Raw genomic sequence first — 13,055 nt, forward strand, 5'->3', positions numbered from 1 at the left:
CCGTCGGGACCTTAAGCGTAATCTGCGATTTCCAAGGTGTGCCCTGAATCATCTCTGGAAGCCAAGTGTGGCTTGCCCTGCCGCAGTCAATCAAGATCTCCAGACCCGTTCTTCGCCCACGCATCAAGAAACACCTTCACGGCTTTAAGGTCTTCCGCAGGCTGCCGCTGCTCGCGGGCGATGCGCTCCAGCCCAGTTCGAAACTGATCCGGGTCAAACAGATCGAAGTCGCTGCGAATGCTGGCGCGTACATTTCGGCGGGAAACGCGATCACCGAGGCCGCCAAACCCGCCTAGCGCCGTCGTCCAAGAATCGCTAGTCAACCCGCGCGCCAACAGTATCAGGACGTCGTCGCGCTGCATTCGGTCGGCAAGCCATGTCTTCATTTCTGCGCCGCCATCGCCGGCAAATTCCTTCCACCGATACAAGCAATACATGACGTCTCGCCGGTACAGCAACGAGTCGTCCTGGGCTGCTTGGCGCAGAGTTTCTAGCGCGCGATCGACCAAGATCGGCAAGTCCTCCCTCGTCGTTAGTGCCGTCGACAAATCTACTTCCCGTCCCTCCCGGGGATAGTGGTCGTCGTAGGCCGAAGAGACAAAATCGACTAACCAGCCCAATGAGGCATGTTCGGTGGCAACCACGTAGATCGCGGATTTTTCCTCAAGCGTAAAACGATCCTCGGTCACCCGGCGGATGAGCCAGTGAATCCGCAGTGAGGTCGTAGCGACCGCGAAACCGCGTTCTTCATCTTCCTTGCGATCAATCTCGTCGAAGATCTCGAAGACAGCCGAGAAGAATGCGGACACCTTTTCCTTGGCGACTTGGCGCCCTTGACTGGTCATTTCGTCCAGCACCACTGGGACCATCGATTTGCCATCGCGGCGAATCTGCGTAGAGGCCCGCAACAATCTCTCTTGAATGAACTTTTTGTCGCCCGCTCGCTCCAGCAGCTCCCTTATCTCTCTACCGGATAACGTGTCGTCGCTCAAGGACATCTTGAAATATGTATCGAAATGCTTGGACAGACACACGCGGCGCTCCGTTTCCCAAATCTCGCGGAACCCCGAGTAGGTAACCTCCTCGAGCGCCGGAAACAGACGTTGTAGGGCGATTTGCAATCTTTCATGCCGCCCTTCCGGAACGCCTGCCAAGAACGGGTCGAAGCGCGTCTTGTCCCGCGACCCGCCCCGACTCGGGCTGGTCACAATATCCCGGTGCTGCCGAAGCGCCGTGTAGAGTGAAGGTTCGTATAAGCGCAAGGTCTCCAAGGCGATGTAATCGGCGTGGCTGATGTTATTGGCGACCGGCGGCCAGGTCACAGTGATCGCGTTGATCAAGCGGGTGACATGCCTTGGCGTAGTGAGATAGGGCACCACCACGTCGTAGAACAAATTCATGAAACGAACCTGATGTTCTTCCTCGGGCGTGCCGCATAGTTCCTGGAAGGCTGCCAGCAGTGCGTTGTGCAGGTCGCTGGGCGTGGGCGACGGAAGTTCGAAGCTGGCCTGGATGATCTTCTCAAGGAAGTGCGGGCCTTCAGAAGGAAACCGTTCCGCGACCGCAGCCTCGGCCAGAGCTCGATCGAACACCAGCAGGTACATCACGTTGGGTAACCGGCCGATGGACTTGACCAGTCGAAACACCCCCAACGCTTCGTCCGGTGCCAACCGGTCAATGTCATCGATGATGATCAATACGCGCTTGTTGTGCGCCGAAAGCGTCTTGGAAAGCTTGCGAAAGGTTCTTTCCAAGGACGGTTTTTCCGGGAAAAAACGCTTGGCGAATGCTGCAGAACCCGTCACCAATGCACCCCAACCACCGGTAGTGGCCAAGGCAACCGCGCTGCCAAGGACCGGCCCGGCCTGGAGCACGTGGCGGCCCATTTCCGGAACGAGGCCTTTGACCTTGTCGCCAAAGGAGCTTTTCAGTGCCGAGTTGAGCTCTTGCAGAAATGCCAGGGCGATCGCTTCTTCGCCGCGATACCACCAGCATTTGAAGTCAAAGACTGACAGGGTGTCGTCTTTTCGGCCGAGCAGTTCCGCACGAATCAGATTGACGGCACTGCTTTTGCCCGACCCCCATGGGCCGGTGACTGCAATGGTGGTTCCGACGGGCTTGGCAATACTGAGCAGGCTCGTCGCCAGAGCATCGGCGAATGCGTGGACACCGTAGCGATCGTCCTCCCGGCGTTCAATGGGACTGTCATTGAAGTACTGGGGCATCCTTTTCTCCGCGGGCCTTGGGCTGGCCGGGTATTTTACATTGGGATGTTTCCCCGCGTGATAATCGGCCCGACCATCCACTCCCCACCGACATCTGCTTTTGGCCGAAAGCGGACCTTGGTCCAACAGGGAGATCGCGGGAGCTGCCATCCGATGTTGGCATCGGAGATGTTTATCGGAGTTGGGCGACTGTCCACTTCTAGTCCGAGGGCGTTGTGGGACGCAAGGCGGACAACGGATAGATGACCGCTCCCTGCTCTCGTCGCAAGTGCCGCCGGTTCAGTGGGGGGGCATACTGGTGTCCCGTTCCAGATGGCTGTAGATAATTGTGGTCTTGCGGTTGCGACGCTCCAAGAGCAACTGGATGGTCCGGACATGCGTCTAGTTGTTAGTTGGACCCCGCTGCCCTATGATCGAGCTGGACAAAGGAGGGGGTTCTCAACAGCCGGCGCTTTGAGATTGGAGCGGGTACTTTCGTAGTCATGGAGTTTCCACGGTAAGGCCCAGTAGTTAATTCAGCCGAGCCAGCTTCGTGGGTCGGCCTATTTTTGGCGTTCTGGCGAAGAGGAGCGTAGCCATTGAAGTTCTTGCAATTTGATCTCGGTATTCGAAAGCGCGGAGACATTGTTGAAGTTACGCTTACAAACGGCGCTAACGTTCGGCTGATGAGTAGCTCGGACTTTTCCAGCTACAAGAGCGGTCGAGCACATCGCTATGTGGGTGGTTTGGCGAAACGCTCACCGCTCAGGCTCCAGATTCCGACGTCCGGCCATTGGTATGTTGCGGTTGACATGCAAGGCCTTCGGGGTAGCACTAGTGCCTCAGTTCGGGCTCTTCCGGGTCCATTGACGGAAGCCCGAGAGGCGCCACTCACATCCGCACCGAGCCTTGTCAGAGACTTTCCGCCGCAGATTGCAATTGGTGCAGAGACTTATGATGTTTTCATCTCCCATGCGTCAGAGGACAAGGACTCGATTGTCCGGCCGCTAGCCAATGCCCTAATTGGGAGTGGATTGAATGTCTGGTACGATGAGTTCACCCTTCGGATCGGCGACAGCCTTAGGCAAAAGATTGACAAGGGGTTGGCCAATAGTAGGGTTGGCCTCGTAGTTCTTTCGCAATCTTTCATTGCTAAAGGCTGGACCAATTACGAGTTGGACGGAATTGTCACTCGCACCATATCAGGTGAACAGATATTGCTCCCTATCTGGCATGACATAACCAAACAACAAGTTATTGACTACAGTCCGTCATTGGCCGACAAAGTTGCTCGAAGCACGGCCACGCATACCGTGGATGAAATCGCCAGTGAGATCGCCGAACTCTTGGCGAGCAAGGTCAATTGAGGAATGTAATTTCGTTAACGCCGACTCCGCTTCGCGGCGCGCCTAGGTTCAAACGTCAACCATCGAAGCATGCATCACAGCTTCCTAAGTTTCCGTGAGCAGTGCGCTAGGTTGGGAAGTTGCGAGCCGCTCGCCGATGCAGGGACATATTTCATGAGCGATGGAGGTGGGTTAGCATGGGAACCGATCATCAAGAGCTCATGCCATAAGCGTGCCCTTCCAGATCGCTCTCGCTTGATCCTCTCAGCGCCGCTTTCGACCCAAAGCGGATATATGCAGACACACCAGCTTGAGCTAGGTAATCGCAGGGCCACATCTCGCTGGGTCCGGTCGTACGCCGGCTTGTTACCGGGACCTGGCCGCCCTAAGATCGAGATGATTCAAGGGAAGAGCACGACATCGGGTACTTTGTGGGCAAGTCGTACAACCGGACCCATGGGTCCGTCTATGGGGTGGTCAGAGGGCTTTATGGATCTAAAGGAATTTGTGAAGGAAACCCTTGTGCAGATTGCCACTGGCGTCAAGAATGCACAGAGTGACGTGCGCGCCTTGGGTGGCATTGTCAATCCAGCAACTCAGAATCCTTCGAAGAGCGGAAACTCCTATTTCGCCTCGATCGACGATCTACACCACGTTTTCCTGGTCGACTTTGATGTTGCGGTTACTGTCGCGGAGAACACGGGCACAAACGCTCAAGCCAAGCTCAATGTTGCCACTATCCTTTCGCTTGGAGCTGGAGGTCAGTCCGCTAACTCCAGTGCTGCCACCAATCGCCTCACCTTCAAGGTTCCCCTTGCGCTACCACTTGATGAACCGTCACATACAAAGCTGTCCGGAGAGATTGCTGCGGGTCAAGCAAGAGTGCGTGATGCCTTGGGCTACTAAGGCCACTTCGAACAGTTCATTCAAGTCGGAGCCGCTTCGCGGCTTGGCTTAACTAAGGTGCTAAGCGCCCATGTCTGCTGTGCTGATCGTCGGTACAAGCCATGAATTTCAGCGTGGCATCCAAAGTGTGTCCCCTGATGCCATCGACGCATTTCGAGACTATCTGAGGCAGGTGGTTGTCAAAAATAATGTAGTTGCAATTTCTGAAGAGATGAGTAGTGCGGCTCTTGCTGAGGATGGCATTGCGCTATCCGTAGCTCAAGGCATTGCTCATGACCTCGGCATCACTCATGACTTGGCTGACCCATCGCCTGAGGAGAGGGAGCGGCTAGGCATTCAACAGCGCAATGAAATTGAGTTTGCCGGATTCTTCGCAGGTTTAGATCGTGATGAGATCGAGGCTAAAGTGCGCCGTTCGTATGACATTCGCGAGAATTTCTGGGTTTCACGATTGACGGCTTCGGATCTTTTCCCGGTTGTCTTCGTGTGCGGCGCGTCTCACGTGCGCACGTTCCGGGACAAGTTGCTGACACTAGGCCATGATGTTCTCGTGTTGGTTGAAAATTGGGTGCCCGATGACGTGGCCTAACAACTGATTCAAGCGGAACCCGCGTCGCTAGTCGTATTAATTTCAGATTTGAACGTCGGCTTTTGGCCGGAAGCGGACGTTGGCTGATAGATCGCTCCATCAAATCTGCTGCTCGTGTGCTCACTTGAGCTCAGTCACTCGGGCCTTACTTCCCGACAAGCCCACTCAACCAGCCCCCTGCAAGCCAGAAACAACCCATCCACCACCCCTTCATCCAAATGCCGCTCCGGGTCCGCCGCCACCCGGCAGCGGTCTGCCGCATGCAGCAGTTCCAGCACGGTGAGTGCCCCCACCATCGCGCGCTCGCTCCTGGCCAGGCTCACGCGGCGGCCGGGTGATACATCGGTTTCTGGCCAAAGGTGCCCATCCGCCCCCTCGCAGCCGCGCATGCGCTTGAGGATGCCGAGCAGGGAGTTCAGGTCGGGCAGGGGAGTGTCGTCGTTGATGGGCTCAACTACGGTATACGAGGAGAAGGTGTCGGATTCGTTCATGGCGTCGGCTTCCGTGGCAGTGCTTAACAGCGCCACCGCGTAGCGGGGTGGCGGACGATGCGTGGCTGCAAACCGGGACGAAGTAGTGCCATGACCGGTGGGTCCGAAGACCCCCACGCACCGCCCGCCATACAGGCCGACGGATTACCCGCCGGCACCGGTTAAGGACGGTGCCGACGGGCAAGCGTAAACAACAGGCACAAAAATCGTCGCGGGTTTGCAGACCCGGAGCCACCCGTTGTCGGTGGCACGTCATGGTGTTTACGCCGCCACTTCGAATGCCAATAGAAATTCGCGAAGGAATCGCGGAATCCGAGAGCGAAGAACTATTGTTGCACGCACCATTCGTGCAGCAGGCGACGCCAACAGACGCATTCGCGCAGCTGCTTTGCTGATGGCGAATCAAAGTGGCGCAATTGCCCATGCCACAAGCGAATAGCGCGACAGCCTTCTTTGCAACAGTTCTTAGTCCGCCTCGCTGGGCAGCGGCGCCGGATCAGCCGCACACCCCGAAAATCGGTTCAAACCCGACACTGTTAACAAGCTCGCAGCTTCAGACAACGCCAGCCTCAGCGGCATTCCCCACCAGCAACTCAATCATCGCCCGCGCCGCCGCCGACTGCCGCCGATGCGGCGCATATATCACCGAGAACGGGCGCGATCTCCCCCTCAGCTGCGGCAGCACTTCCACCAGTTCCCCACGCTGCAACCGCTCCCGCACGATGAACTCATAGCTCTGGCAGATGCCGATGCCCTGTTCGGCCAGCGACACCACGCCCAGCACATCGTCGGAAGTCTCGATGGACGACCGCGGCAGCCAGTCCACGTCGCGCCCGCCGTCGCGGAAGATCCACTGTGCCAGCCGCCCGGTGCGCGGCATCACGAACGGCAGGCACAGGTGCTGCTGCAGGTCGTCCAGCGTCTGTGGCGTGCCGCGGCGCTGCAGGTAGTCCGGTGCGGCCACCAGCAACAGCGGCGCGTCTTCCAGCTTTCGCCCCACCAGCCCGCTGTCCGGCAGCTGGCCCAGGCGAATGGCCAGGTCGAAGCCTTCGGCCACCAGGTCGACGTTGCGGTTGGTGATGTTCAGTTCCACCTGCACCTGCGGGTACTGCTGCGCGAAGCGCGCCAGCACGGGCGGCAGCCGGTAGTGGCCATAGGTGGTGGGCACGCTCAGGCGCACGCGGCCGGCCAGCGCACCGTCCTGGGCCAGTACGTCGCGCTCGGCGTCGTCCAGCAGGCCGAAGGCGGTGCGCACCTGTTCCAGATAGAGCCGCCCGGCGTCGGTCAGGCCCACGCGGCGGGTGGTCCGCTGCAGCAGCTGCCGGCCCAGCCGCGCTTCCAGGCGGGTAACCGCGCGGCTCAGCACCGAGGGCGTGGTGGACAGCGCCACCGCGCCGGCCGTGAACGAGCCGTGCTCGACCACCGCCAGGAACACCTCCACGTCGCCCAGGTAGTCGAACTTGCGGCTCATTTAGCTCTCCGGGGAACAGATGTTTTGCGATGGGGCCAATTTATCGCCGCTGGGGCGATGAATAAAGTGGCGGCCATTCCCCGATAGGAGCTCCCCATGAACCTGATGACCCGGCTGGCCGCAGCGCTGGCCCTGACCCTGGCCGCCAGCGGCGCGCATGCCGCCAACGTGCTGGTGGTGCTGTCCGACGAAAACCACCTGGACCTGAAGGACGGCAAGGTGCTGTCCACCGGCTTCTATCTCAACGAGCTGATGCAGCCGGTCAAGCTGCTGCTGGACGCGGGCCACGAAGTGACCTTCGCCACGCCGCAGGGGCGGGCACCGACGGTGGATGCGTCCTCGGTGACGCCGGCGTACTTCGGCAACGATGCCGCGCAGTTGACGCTGCAAAAGGAGCTGCTGGAGAAACTGGCGCTGACCTCGCCGACGGCGTCGCCGGTGGTCAGCCTGGCGCGCATCGAGCAGCAGGGTTACGCGCGTTTCGATGCGGTCTACATTCCCGGGGGCCACGCGCCGATGCAGGACCTGCTGAAGAGCCCGGCGCTGGGCCGGCTGCTGGCCGACTTCCACCAGCGCAACAAGACCACCGCGCTGGTCTGCCACGGGCCGATCGCGCTGCTGTCCACGCTGCCGGATGCCGATGGTTTCGTGGCGAAGCTGGAAGCCGGTGCGATGCCGGCTACGCCGAAGTGGATCTACAGCGGTTACCAGATGACGGTGATCAGCAACCAGGAAGAAGAGCAGGCCAAGCCGCTGCTGGGCGGCGGTGAGATGAAGTTCTACCCGCAGACCGCGTTGCAGCGGGCGGGTGCGACGTTCAGCAGCAGCGCCACGCCGTGGACGGGGCATGTGGTGGTGGATCGCGAGCTGATTACCGGGCAGAACCCGGCTTCGGCGCTGGAAGTGGGGCAGCGGTTGGTGGAGCGGTTGAAGTAAGGTGGGTTCTGCATCGCATGCGGTGCCGTGGCACCATGGCGGACTGGCCTCGTCCTTCCGGGCGGGGCCGTTTTCCCAGGGAAGCCCTCGAACACGACATGCGAACGTCCTTCTTCATTCTCTCCGCCCTGTGCCTTGGCCTGCTGTCTGGCTGTGCCAGTGGCCCGGAGGAGCACGCCTCAAGCCGCGAGATCACCGGTGCGTTCGTGGCCGACGACGGCCAGTTGTATCTGCTGCCGCGCTTTGAAGAGCCGATGCGTTTCAATGCCGAGCCGTTCCGCGAGTACCGCGCGCTGATGGACAGCCCGCTGCGCGAGGCGGTGGCCTGCGCGCAGATGTACTTCCATGAGGACTGGCGCGACCCGGCCAACAAGGCCAAGGTGCACGGCAGCTATGCGCTGCTGCTACGGCCGGAGCAGGTGACGCCGGAACAGGCCGCGCAGTTCAAGCTGGAGCGGATTGAGGTGCTCCCGCGCGAGGCGAAGTATGTGGATGAGCGGGCGCGCTACTACCTGCCGCAGGACCGGAGCCGTTATGCGCTGGCGTTTGATCGGGCCTGCAATCTTTCAAAGAAGGGCGGCAGCTATTACAGCGCGCTGTTCGAGGGCGATGGCGAGCGGGTGAAGTTGCCGGATGCCGCTGCGCTGGTGGAGAAGGGGAAGCTGGCGCAGCCGATCAGTGCGCGGGCGCAGCGGATCCTGCCGGAGCGGGAGGACAAGCCGGGTGTGGGTTCGGCGGCTGGCAAGGTGCTCGGCGCGGCGTTGATCCCTGTGGCGGTGCCGGTGTTTGTGTTGAGCCTGCCGTTTTTGGGGCCGGATCATTGGAAGTGATGGGGCGTTGAGGGAGAGCATCCACGCGTGGCGTGGATCTACTTGGGTATCGCCTGAAAATTCATCCTGGAGATCTGTGTGCCCAGCACGCTGGAAACTGTTTTGAAGACCGTAGGCTTCATAGTCCTTGCGGCGCTTCCGTTGGTGATCCTCTGGTTCACCCTTCGGCGAATGTCAGCGACTGCCCGCTCTTCCGTAAAAACGGGGCTGCGTTTGGATCCCCCGCGCCGGATTTCCGGGACGTCCATGACCTTGGTGATGGTGGATGGCAAAGAGGATCGCGAGCACTACTTCTTTGATGCGGAGTCCTTTTACCTGCGACGTGGGCCGGTGCCTACGGCGGTTCCGCTTTCGCAGATCACCTCAGTCACACGAACGTCCGACAAGATCTACGGGCGCTATGTCTGGCAGGTGTGCTTCAGCAAGGCATCGGGCAGAAAGTGCGTGACGTTTACCAACAACCTGACGCTGTTCAACCGCGACTTTCTGCTCTTTCTGGAGGCGGTGCGGAAGGCTAATCCGCTCGCGACCGTTGAGCGAGCGAGTCTGTTCTTCTGAGTGCTGGATGATTCAGATGTGCGGGCGTTGAGGGAGTGAATCCACGCGTGGCGTGGATCTACAGCTTGGCCTGCCGCCAGCCACACAGCTTGCCCGCCAATGCTCCCAGGCTTTGGCATCAATGCCAGCCTTCATCGCGATGCCCTGCAGCTCCGCCCAATTCTTCGGCGAAGGCGAGGCCAGCAGCCCGCGCATGAAGGCCTGCATCTTCGCTTCGCCCACTTGCTTCTCCAACGAGAGCAGCAGCAAGGGCGCATAGACGTAGCGATACATCTCGCCCAGATCCGAGTTGCCGTCGATGGCATCGAACGCCGGCAGCGGCTTCTCCTGCATTTCGATGGCCGATTGCAGTCGCGCAATGTAGCGATCAGCCGCGGCATCGCCACTGATCTCGCGCAGCGCCTTGATCGACAGGAATTCCGCGCTGGATTCCAGCAGCACCCAGAAGTAGGGGCCCTGCGGACGGTTCAGCGTGCCGAAGTAGTAGTGGCCCATTTCGTGTGCGATGTACTGCACACGCCGCTCGGCGTTCTCGCCACCGGCCAGCAATGAATCGGCCACGTTGCCGATGCTGCCGCTCATGGCGATGGTCGGCCAGGTGGCAAAGCCCCATTCGCTGCCCTCGCGGTCACGCTCGATCTGGTTGAGCGTGACCATGCGCAGGAAGGTGGGGCGGTCGGCCAGCGGCACGCCCATGTAGCGGCTGTGCACGTCGGCTATCTTCTGCACCGTGCTGGACAGTGCCTCGACCTTGGCCGCGGGCAGGGTCTCATTGAGGATCGTGACCTGCGCAGTGCGGGTGATCGGACCGCTGCCGCCGAACAGCAGGATCGGCCGCGCCTTGTCGCTGCGGAATCGTCCCTGCGCGCCTTCGATGGCCGGGCTGCCGTTGAGATACAGGAAGCGGCAGCCACGGCAGTCCACCTGCAGGTCGTAGCGGCTTTCGCTGCTGCGCACGCGGGCCCTGGGATCGAACGCCTGCGGCAGCCATGCGGACTGTTCGGTGAAACGGGCGCTGTCGCCGTTGAAGGCCATCAGGCCCTTGAAGTCGGTCGGGGCATCGTGCCGGGCGTAGACCGGGAAGGTGCCCACATACTGCACGCAGAGCGTGGTGGGTGGCTTGGCCACGGTGTACACGCGTGCTTCGCCATCCACGCCGGGGGCATACCAGCCTTCGAAGTCCATCGGCGCGCCATCGCCATCGGTCACCCGCGCGACATTCAGGCCGGCGTTGAGCACGAAGGTGCCCATCGATTCGGCCCGGCGGTTGGATACGCAGACATCGCCTTCGACACGGCCACTGGCAATGTCCAGGCGCACGCTGCCGGTGGTGAGTGGCGCAGCATCCTGAGCAGGCGGCGCGGCCTGGCTGATGGTAGGGGCGAGCAGGGCGGCAACAACGGCGGGCAGCAGGGCCTTGCACGGGTTCATCGAGCCATCCTTGGGTGGATTGGGGTGAATATAGGGGGAATGTGGATTTTTGCCGAGGGGAAGCATCCACACATGGCTTGGATCTACTGATCCAAGCGTGCGGTGGATCCAGAGGGCTACACTGCCTACCTACGCCCCTTGGAAGCTCACCCATGTTCTCTGGAAAGGTTGCGGTGGTTACCGGCTCCACCAGCGGTATTGGTCTTGGCATTGCCACGGCGCTGGCGCGACAAGGCGCGGACATCGTGCTGAATGGCTTCGGCGATGCAGCGGAGATTGAACGCATCCGTACCAACCTGGAAACCGAGTTCGGTGTTCGCGTGGCGCATGACGGTGCCGACCTGTCCCGTGGCGAGGCGGTGCGCGGACTGATCGATCGCGCCGTCGCGACGATGGGCCGCATCGACATCCTGGTGAACAATGCCGGCATCCAGCACACCGCGTCGATCGAGGAGTTTCCGGTCGAGAAGTGGGATGCGATCCTGGCGCTGAATCTCTCGGCGGTGTTTCATTCCACGGCGGCGGCCTTGCCCCACATGAAGCAGCAGGGCGCCGGCCGCATCATCAACATCGCATCCGTGCACGGGTTGGTGGGCTCGGTGAACAAGTCGGCCTACGTGGCGGCCAAGCACGGCGTGGTGGGATTCACCAAGGTGACCGCGCTGGAGAATGCGGGCACTGGCATTACCGCCAACGCGATCTGCCCAGGTTGGGTGCGAACCGCACTGGTTGAGCAACAGATCACTGCGTTGGCGGAGCGCGAAGGCACGGATCAAGAGTCCGCCGCGCGCGCGCTGTTGGCCGAGAAGCAGCCTTCGTTGCAGTTCGTGACGCCCGAGCAGCTGGGCGAGGTGGTGGTGTTCCTGGCTTCGGACGCGGCGGCGCAGATCACCGGCACGGCGTTGCCGGTCGATGGTGCCTGGACCGCCCGCTAGCGGACCGGCATCGGCCGCGTTGCCGACGCCGCAGCAGCCAAGGCGCCTGCGGCGTCGTCCCGGCGCAGCCGTTTACTGCGGCTTGGCAAACACATCCAATCCCTTGCCGGTCTCCAACAACGACTTCAGGCTCGACAGCACGATCGGCCAGCCCTGGCGGATGCCGGTATCCATGCCGCTGCCGGGTTCCAGTTCGTCGTGGGTGACGGTCAGCCGCACCATGTCCTGGTAGGGCACGATGTCGAAGGTGACGCGGCTGTAGGCGTCTGGGTTCTCCGCCTGCGAGGCGGCGGCCCAGGTGATGACCAGTCGCGAGGGTGGGGTGCTTTCCACCACTTCGCCCACCAGTTCGACCGAGCGCATTTCGTTGGCACGCACATGCTGCCAGCGCGAGCCGGGTTTCCAGTCCGAGACGTTTTCGTGGCCCCAGTAGCGGCTGGCGATCTCGGGGCGGGTGATGGCCTCGAACACCTTCTGCGGCGTGGAGGCGATGTAGATCACGTGGATGAAGCGGGTGGACTCTGCGGACATCGTCATTCTCCTTCCAGTTCTCGTTTCAGGTCATGCAGCAGGCCCAGGCGCTGCTGCTCGAACTTGCGTACCCAGCGCTCGTAGACTTCGTGCAGTGGCACCGGGTTGATGAAGTGCAGCTTCTCGCGGCCGCGGCGCACGGTGCTGATCAGGTTGGCGTCTTCCAGCAGGCCCAGGTGCTGGGTGACCGATTGCCGGGCCATGTCCAGGTGCTCGCACAGCTGGCCGAGCGTCTGCCCGTTGTCTTTGCAGAGCAGGTCCAGCAGCGTCCTGCGCGTGGGGTCGGCCAGTGCCTTGAACACCTTGTCTGCATTCATGCGGGGCGTCTTCAGTTCCAGTTGTCTATCCTGACGTCGTGTGGGTTGGGCTGGCCCTTGCCGGATTCCACCAGCGCTTTGAGGCTGAGCAGGAAAACCGCCCACTTGGTACTGCAGTGGGAGGTGAACTCGACGCGCTCTTTCCAGCCTTCATGGGTGAACAGCACGATGCAGTAGTCACCTTCCTGTTTCAGCAGGAAGCGTGCGTGGGTGCCGATCCATTCGGCGGGGCCGGCGAGGAACTGCCAGAGCACGAGCTCGCCTGGAACAAGCTGCTCAAGTTTCATTTCCATGGCGCCGATTTCCTGGCTGTTGTTCGTGAAGCGCACCTTGACCGAGCCGCCGGTCACGCGGTCACCATGGGTGTCTTCAGCCCACCAGGCGGCGACGCCTTCGGGGGTGGCCAGAGCCTGGTACACCTGGCTTGCAGGGGCCTTGATGCCGACCCTGTGTGCGATATCGACCATTGCAGGTTCCTCGCTTGGGCGGACAGGCGCCGTCCTTGGGTGG

At 61.1% G+C, this 13,055-nt stretch carries 14 protein-coding genes; 7 read left to right on the plus strand and 7 right to left on the minus strand.

Annotated elements, in window-relative coordinates; genetic code table 11:
• Positions 1-86 precede the first annotated feature (86 nt).
• Entirely contained in the window at positions 87-2,225 is a 2,139-nt protein-coding gene (locus ACZK45_RS08980; RefSeq protein ID WP_478445710.1) for a KAP family P-loop NTPase fold protein, read from the minus strand.
• A 578-nt stretch (positions 2,226-2,803) separates the two neighbouring features.
• Here ACZK45_RS08980 and ACZK45_RS08985 point away from each other — a divergent pair.
• The 3 genes from ACZK45_RS08985 (at position 2,804) to ACZK45_RS08995 (ending at position 5,045) form a co-directional block, all read left to right on the plus strand.
• Positions 2,804-3,571, plus strand: coding sequence for a DUF1883 domain-containing protein (locus ACZK45_RS08985; RefSeq protein ID WP_478445711.1), 768 nt, complete (start codon positions 2,804-2,806; stop codon positions 3,569-3,571).
• A 501-nt stretch (positions 3,572-4,072) separates the two neighbouring features.
• A complete protein-coding gene (locus ACZK45_RS08990) occupies positions 4,073-4,456 on the plus strand; it encodes a hypothetical protein (RefSeq protein ID WP_478445712.1) in 384 nt (127 codons plus the stop codon).
• A gap of 70 nt (positions 4,457-4,526) precedes the next feature.
• Positions 4,527-5,045: a hypothetical protein gene (locus tag ACZK45_RS08995; RefSeq protein ID WP_478445713.1), complete on the plus strand. Its 519-nt coding sequence runs from the start codon at positions 4,527-4,529 to the stop codon at positions 5,043-5,045.
• Positions 5,046-5,179: 134 nt separating this feature from the next.
• Here the strand turns inward: ACZK45_RS08995 and ACZK45_RS09000 are convergent, their stop codons facing one another.
• On the minus strand, positions 5,180-5,536 hold the full coding sequence (locus tag ACZK45_RS09000; protein ID WP_049438700.1) for a hypothetical protein: 357 nt from the start codon (positions 5,534-5,536) through the stop codon (positions 5,180-5,182).
• A 553-nt stretch (positions 5,537-6,089) separates the two neighbouring features.
• The gene (locus tag ACZK45_RS09005; protein WP_478445714.1) at positions 6,090-7,007 is read right to left on the minus strand and encodes a LysR family transcriptional regulator; all 918 of its coding nucleotides are present in this window, start codon (positions 7,005-7,007) and stop codon (positions 6,090-6,092) included.
• A 96-nt stretch (positions 7,008-7,103) separates the two neighbouring features.
• On the opposite strand from ACZK45_RS09005, the gene ACZK45_RS09010 reads away from it, so the two are divergent.
• The 3 genes from ACZK45_RS09010 to ACZK45_RS09020 all read left to right on the plus strand — a co-directional run bounded on the left by ACZK45_RS09010 (position 7,104) and on the right by ACZK45_RS09020 (position 9,331).
• Positions 7,104-7,943, plus strand: a complete 840-nt coding sequence (locus ACZK45_RS09010) for a type 1 glutamine amidotransferase domain-containing protein (RefSeq protein ID WP_478445715.1) — start codon at positions 7,104-7,106, stop codon at positions 7,941-7,943.
• A 98-nt stretch (positions 7,944-8,041) separates the two neighbouring features.
• Positions 8,042-8,773: a hypothetical protein gene (locus tag ACZK45_RS09015; protein ID WP_180836887.1), complete on the plus strand. Its 732-nt coding sequence runs from the start codon at positions 8,042-8,044 to the stop codon at positions 8,771-8,773.
• Between the two features lie 78 nt (positions 8,774-8,851).
• Entirely contained in the window at positions 8,852-9,331 is a 480-nt protein-coding gene (locus tag ACZK45_RS09020; protein WP_343205442.1) for a hypothetical protein, read from the plus strand.
• Between the two features lie 12 nt (positions 9,332-9,343).
• Here the strand turns inward: ACZK45_RS09020 and ACZK45_RS09025 are convergent, their stop codons facing one another.
• On the minus strand, positions 9,344-10,762 hold the full coding sequence (locus ACZK45_RS09025) for a M1 aminopeptidase family protein (RefSeq protein ID WP_478445716.1): 1,419 nt from the start codon (positions 10,760-10,762) through the stop codon (positions 9,344-9,346).
• Between the two features lie 152 nt (positions 10,763-10,914).
• On the opposite strand from ACZK45_RS09025, the gene ACZK45_RS09030 reads away from it, so the two are divergent.
• Entirely contained in the window at positions 10,915-11,697 is a 783-nt protein-coding gene (locus ACZK45_RS09030; protein WP_478445876.1) for a 3-hydroxybutyrate dehydrogenase, read from the plus strand.
• A gap of 72 nt (positions 11,698-11,769) precedes the next feature.
• On the opposite strand, the gene ACZK45_RS09035 is transcribed toward ACZK45_RS09030, so the two are convergent.
• Genes ACZK45_RS09035 through ACZK45_RS09045 form a run of 3 tightly spaced genes read right to left on the minus strand, consistent with a single transcriptional unit; the run spans position 11,770 to position 13,012 of the window.
• Complete coding sequence (locus ACZK45_RS09035; protein ID WP_478445717.1) at positions 11,770-12,228, minus strand: SRPBCC family protein; 459 nt, start codon at positions 12,226-12,228, stop codon at positions 11,770-11,772.
• Positions 12,229-12,230: 2 nt separating this feature from the next.
• Positions 12,231-12,545, minus strand: a complete 315-nt coding sequence (locus tag ACZK45_RS09040) for an ArsR/SmtB family transcription factor (protein WP_478445718.1) — start codon at positions 12,543-12,545, stop codon at positions 12,231-12,233.
• A gap of 11 nt (positions 12,546-12,556) precedes the next feature.
• The gene (locus tag ACZK45_RS09045) at positions 12,557-13,012 is read right to left on the minus strand and encodes an SRPBCC family protein (RefSeq protein WP_478445719.1); all 456 of its coding nucleotides are present in this window, start codon (positions 13,010-13,012) and stop codon (positions 12,557-12,559) included.
• Positions 13,013-13,055: the final 43 nt, after the last annotated feature.

This window comes from Stenotrophomonas sp. 63632_Sma, from assembly GCF_056482875.1.

Bases quoted from the DNA above. Each gene is read 5' to 3' on its own strand.
- ACZK45_RS08980 (WP_478445710.1), bottom strand. From the start codon at position 2,225: ATGCCCCAGTACTTCAATGACAGTCCCATTGAACGCCGGGAGGACGAT.
- ACZK45_RS08995 (WP_478445713.1), top strand. From the start codon at position 4,527: ATGTCTGCTGTGCTGATCGTCGGTACAAGCCATGAATTTCAGCGTGGC.
- ACZK45_RS09000 (WP_049438700.1), bottom strand. From the start codon at position 5,536: ATGAACGAATCCGACACCTTCTCCTCGTATACCGTAGTTGAGCCCATC.
- ACZK45_RS09005 (WP_478445714.1), bottom strand. From the start codon at position 7,007: ATGAGCCGCAAGTTCGACTACCTGGGCGACGTGGAGGTGTTCCTGGCG.
- ACZK45_RS09010 (WP_478445715.1), top strand. From the start codon at position 7,104: ATGAACCTGATGACCCGGCTGGCCGCAGCGCTGGCCCTGACCCTGGCC.
- ACZK45_RS09015 (WP_180836887.1), top strand. From the start codon at position 8,042: ATGCGAACGTCCTTCTTCATTCTCTCCGCCCTGTGCCTTGGCCTGCTG.
- ACZK45_RS09025 (WP_478445716.1), bottom strand. From the start codon at position 10,762: ATGAACCCGTGCAAGGCCCTGCTGCCCGCCGTTGTTGCCGCCCTGCTC.
- ACZK45_RS09030 (WP_478445876.1), top strand. From the start codon at position 10,915: ATGTTCTCTGGAAAGGTTGCGGTGGTTACCGGCTCCACCAGCGGTATT.
- ACZK45_RS09035 (WP_478445717.1), bottom strand. From the start codon at position 12,228: ATGTCCGCAGAGTCCACCCGCTTCATCCACGTGATCTACATCGCCTCC.
- ACZK45_RS09040 (WP_478445718.1), bottom strand. From the start codon at position 12,545: ATGAATGCAGACAAGGTGTTCAAGGCACTGGCCGACCCCACGCGCAGG.
- ACZK45_RS09045 (WP_478445719.1), bottom strand. From the start codon at position 13,012: ATGGTCGATATCGCACACAGGGTCGGCATCAAGGCCCCTGCAAGCCAG.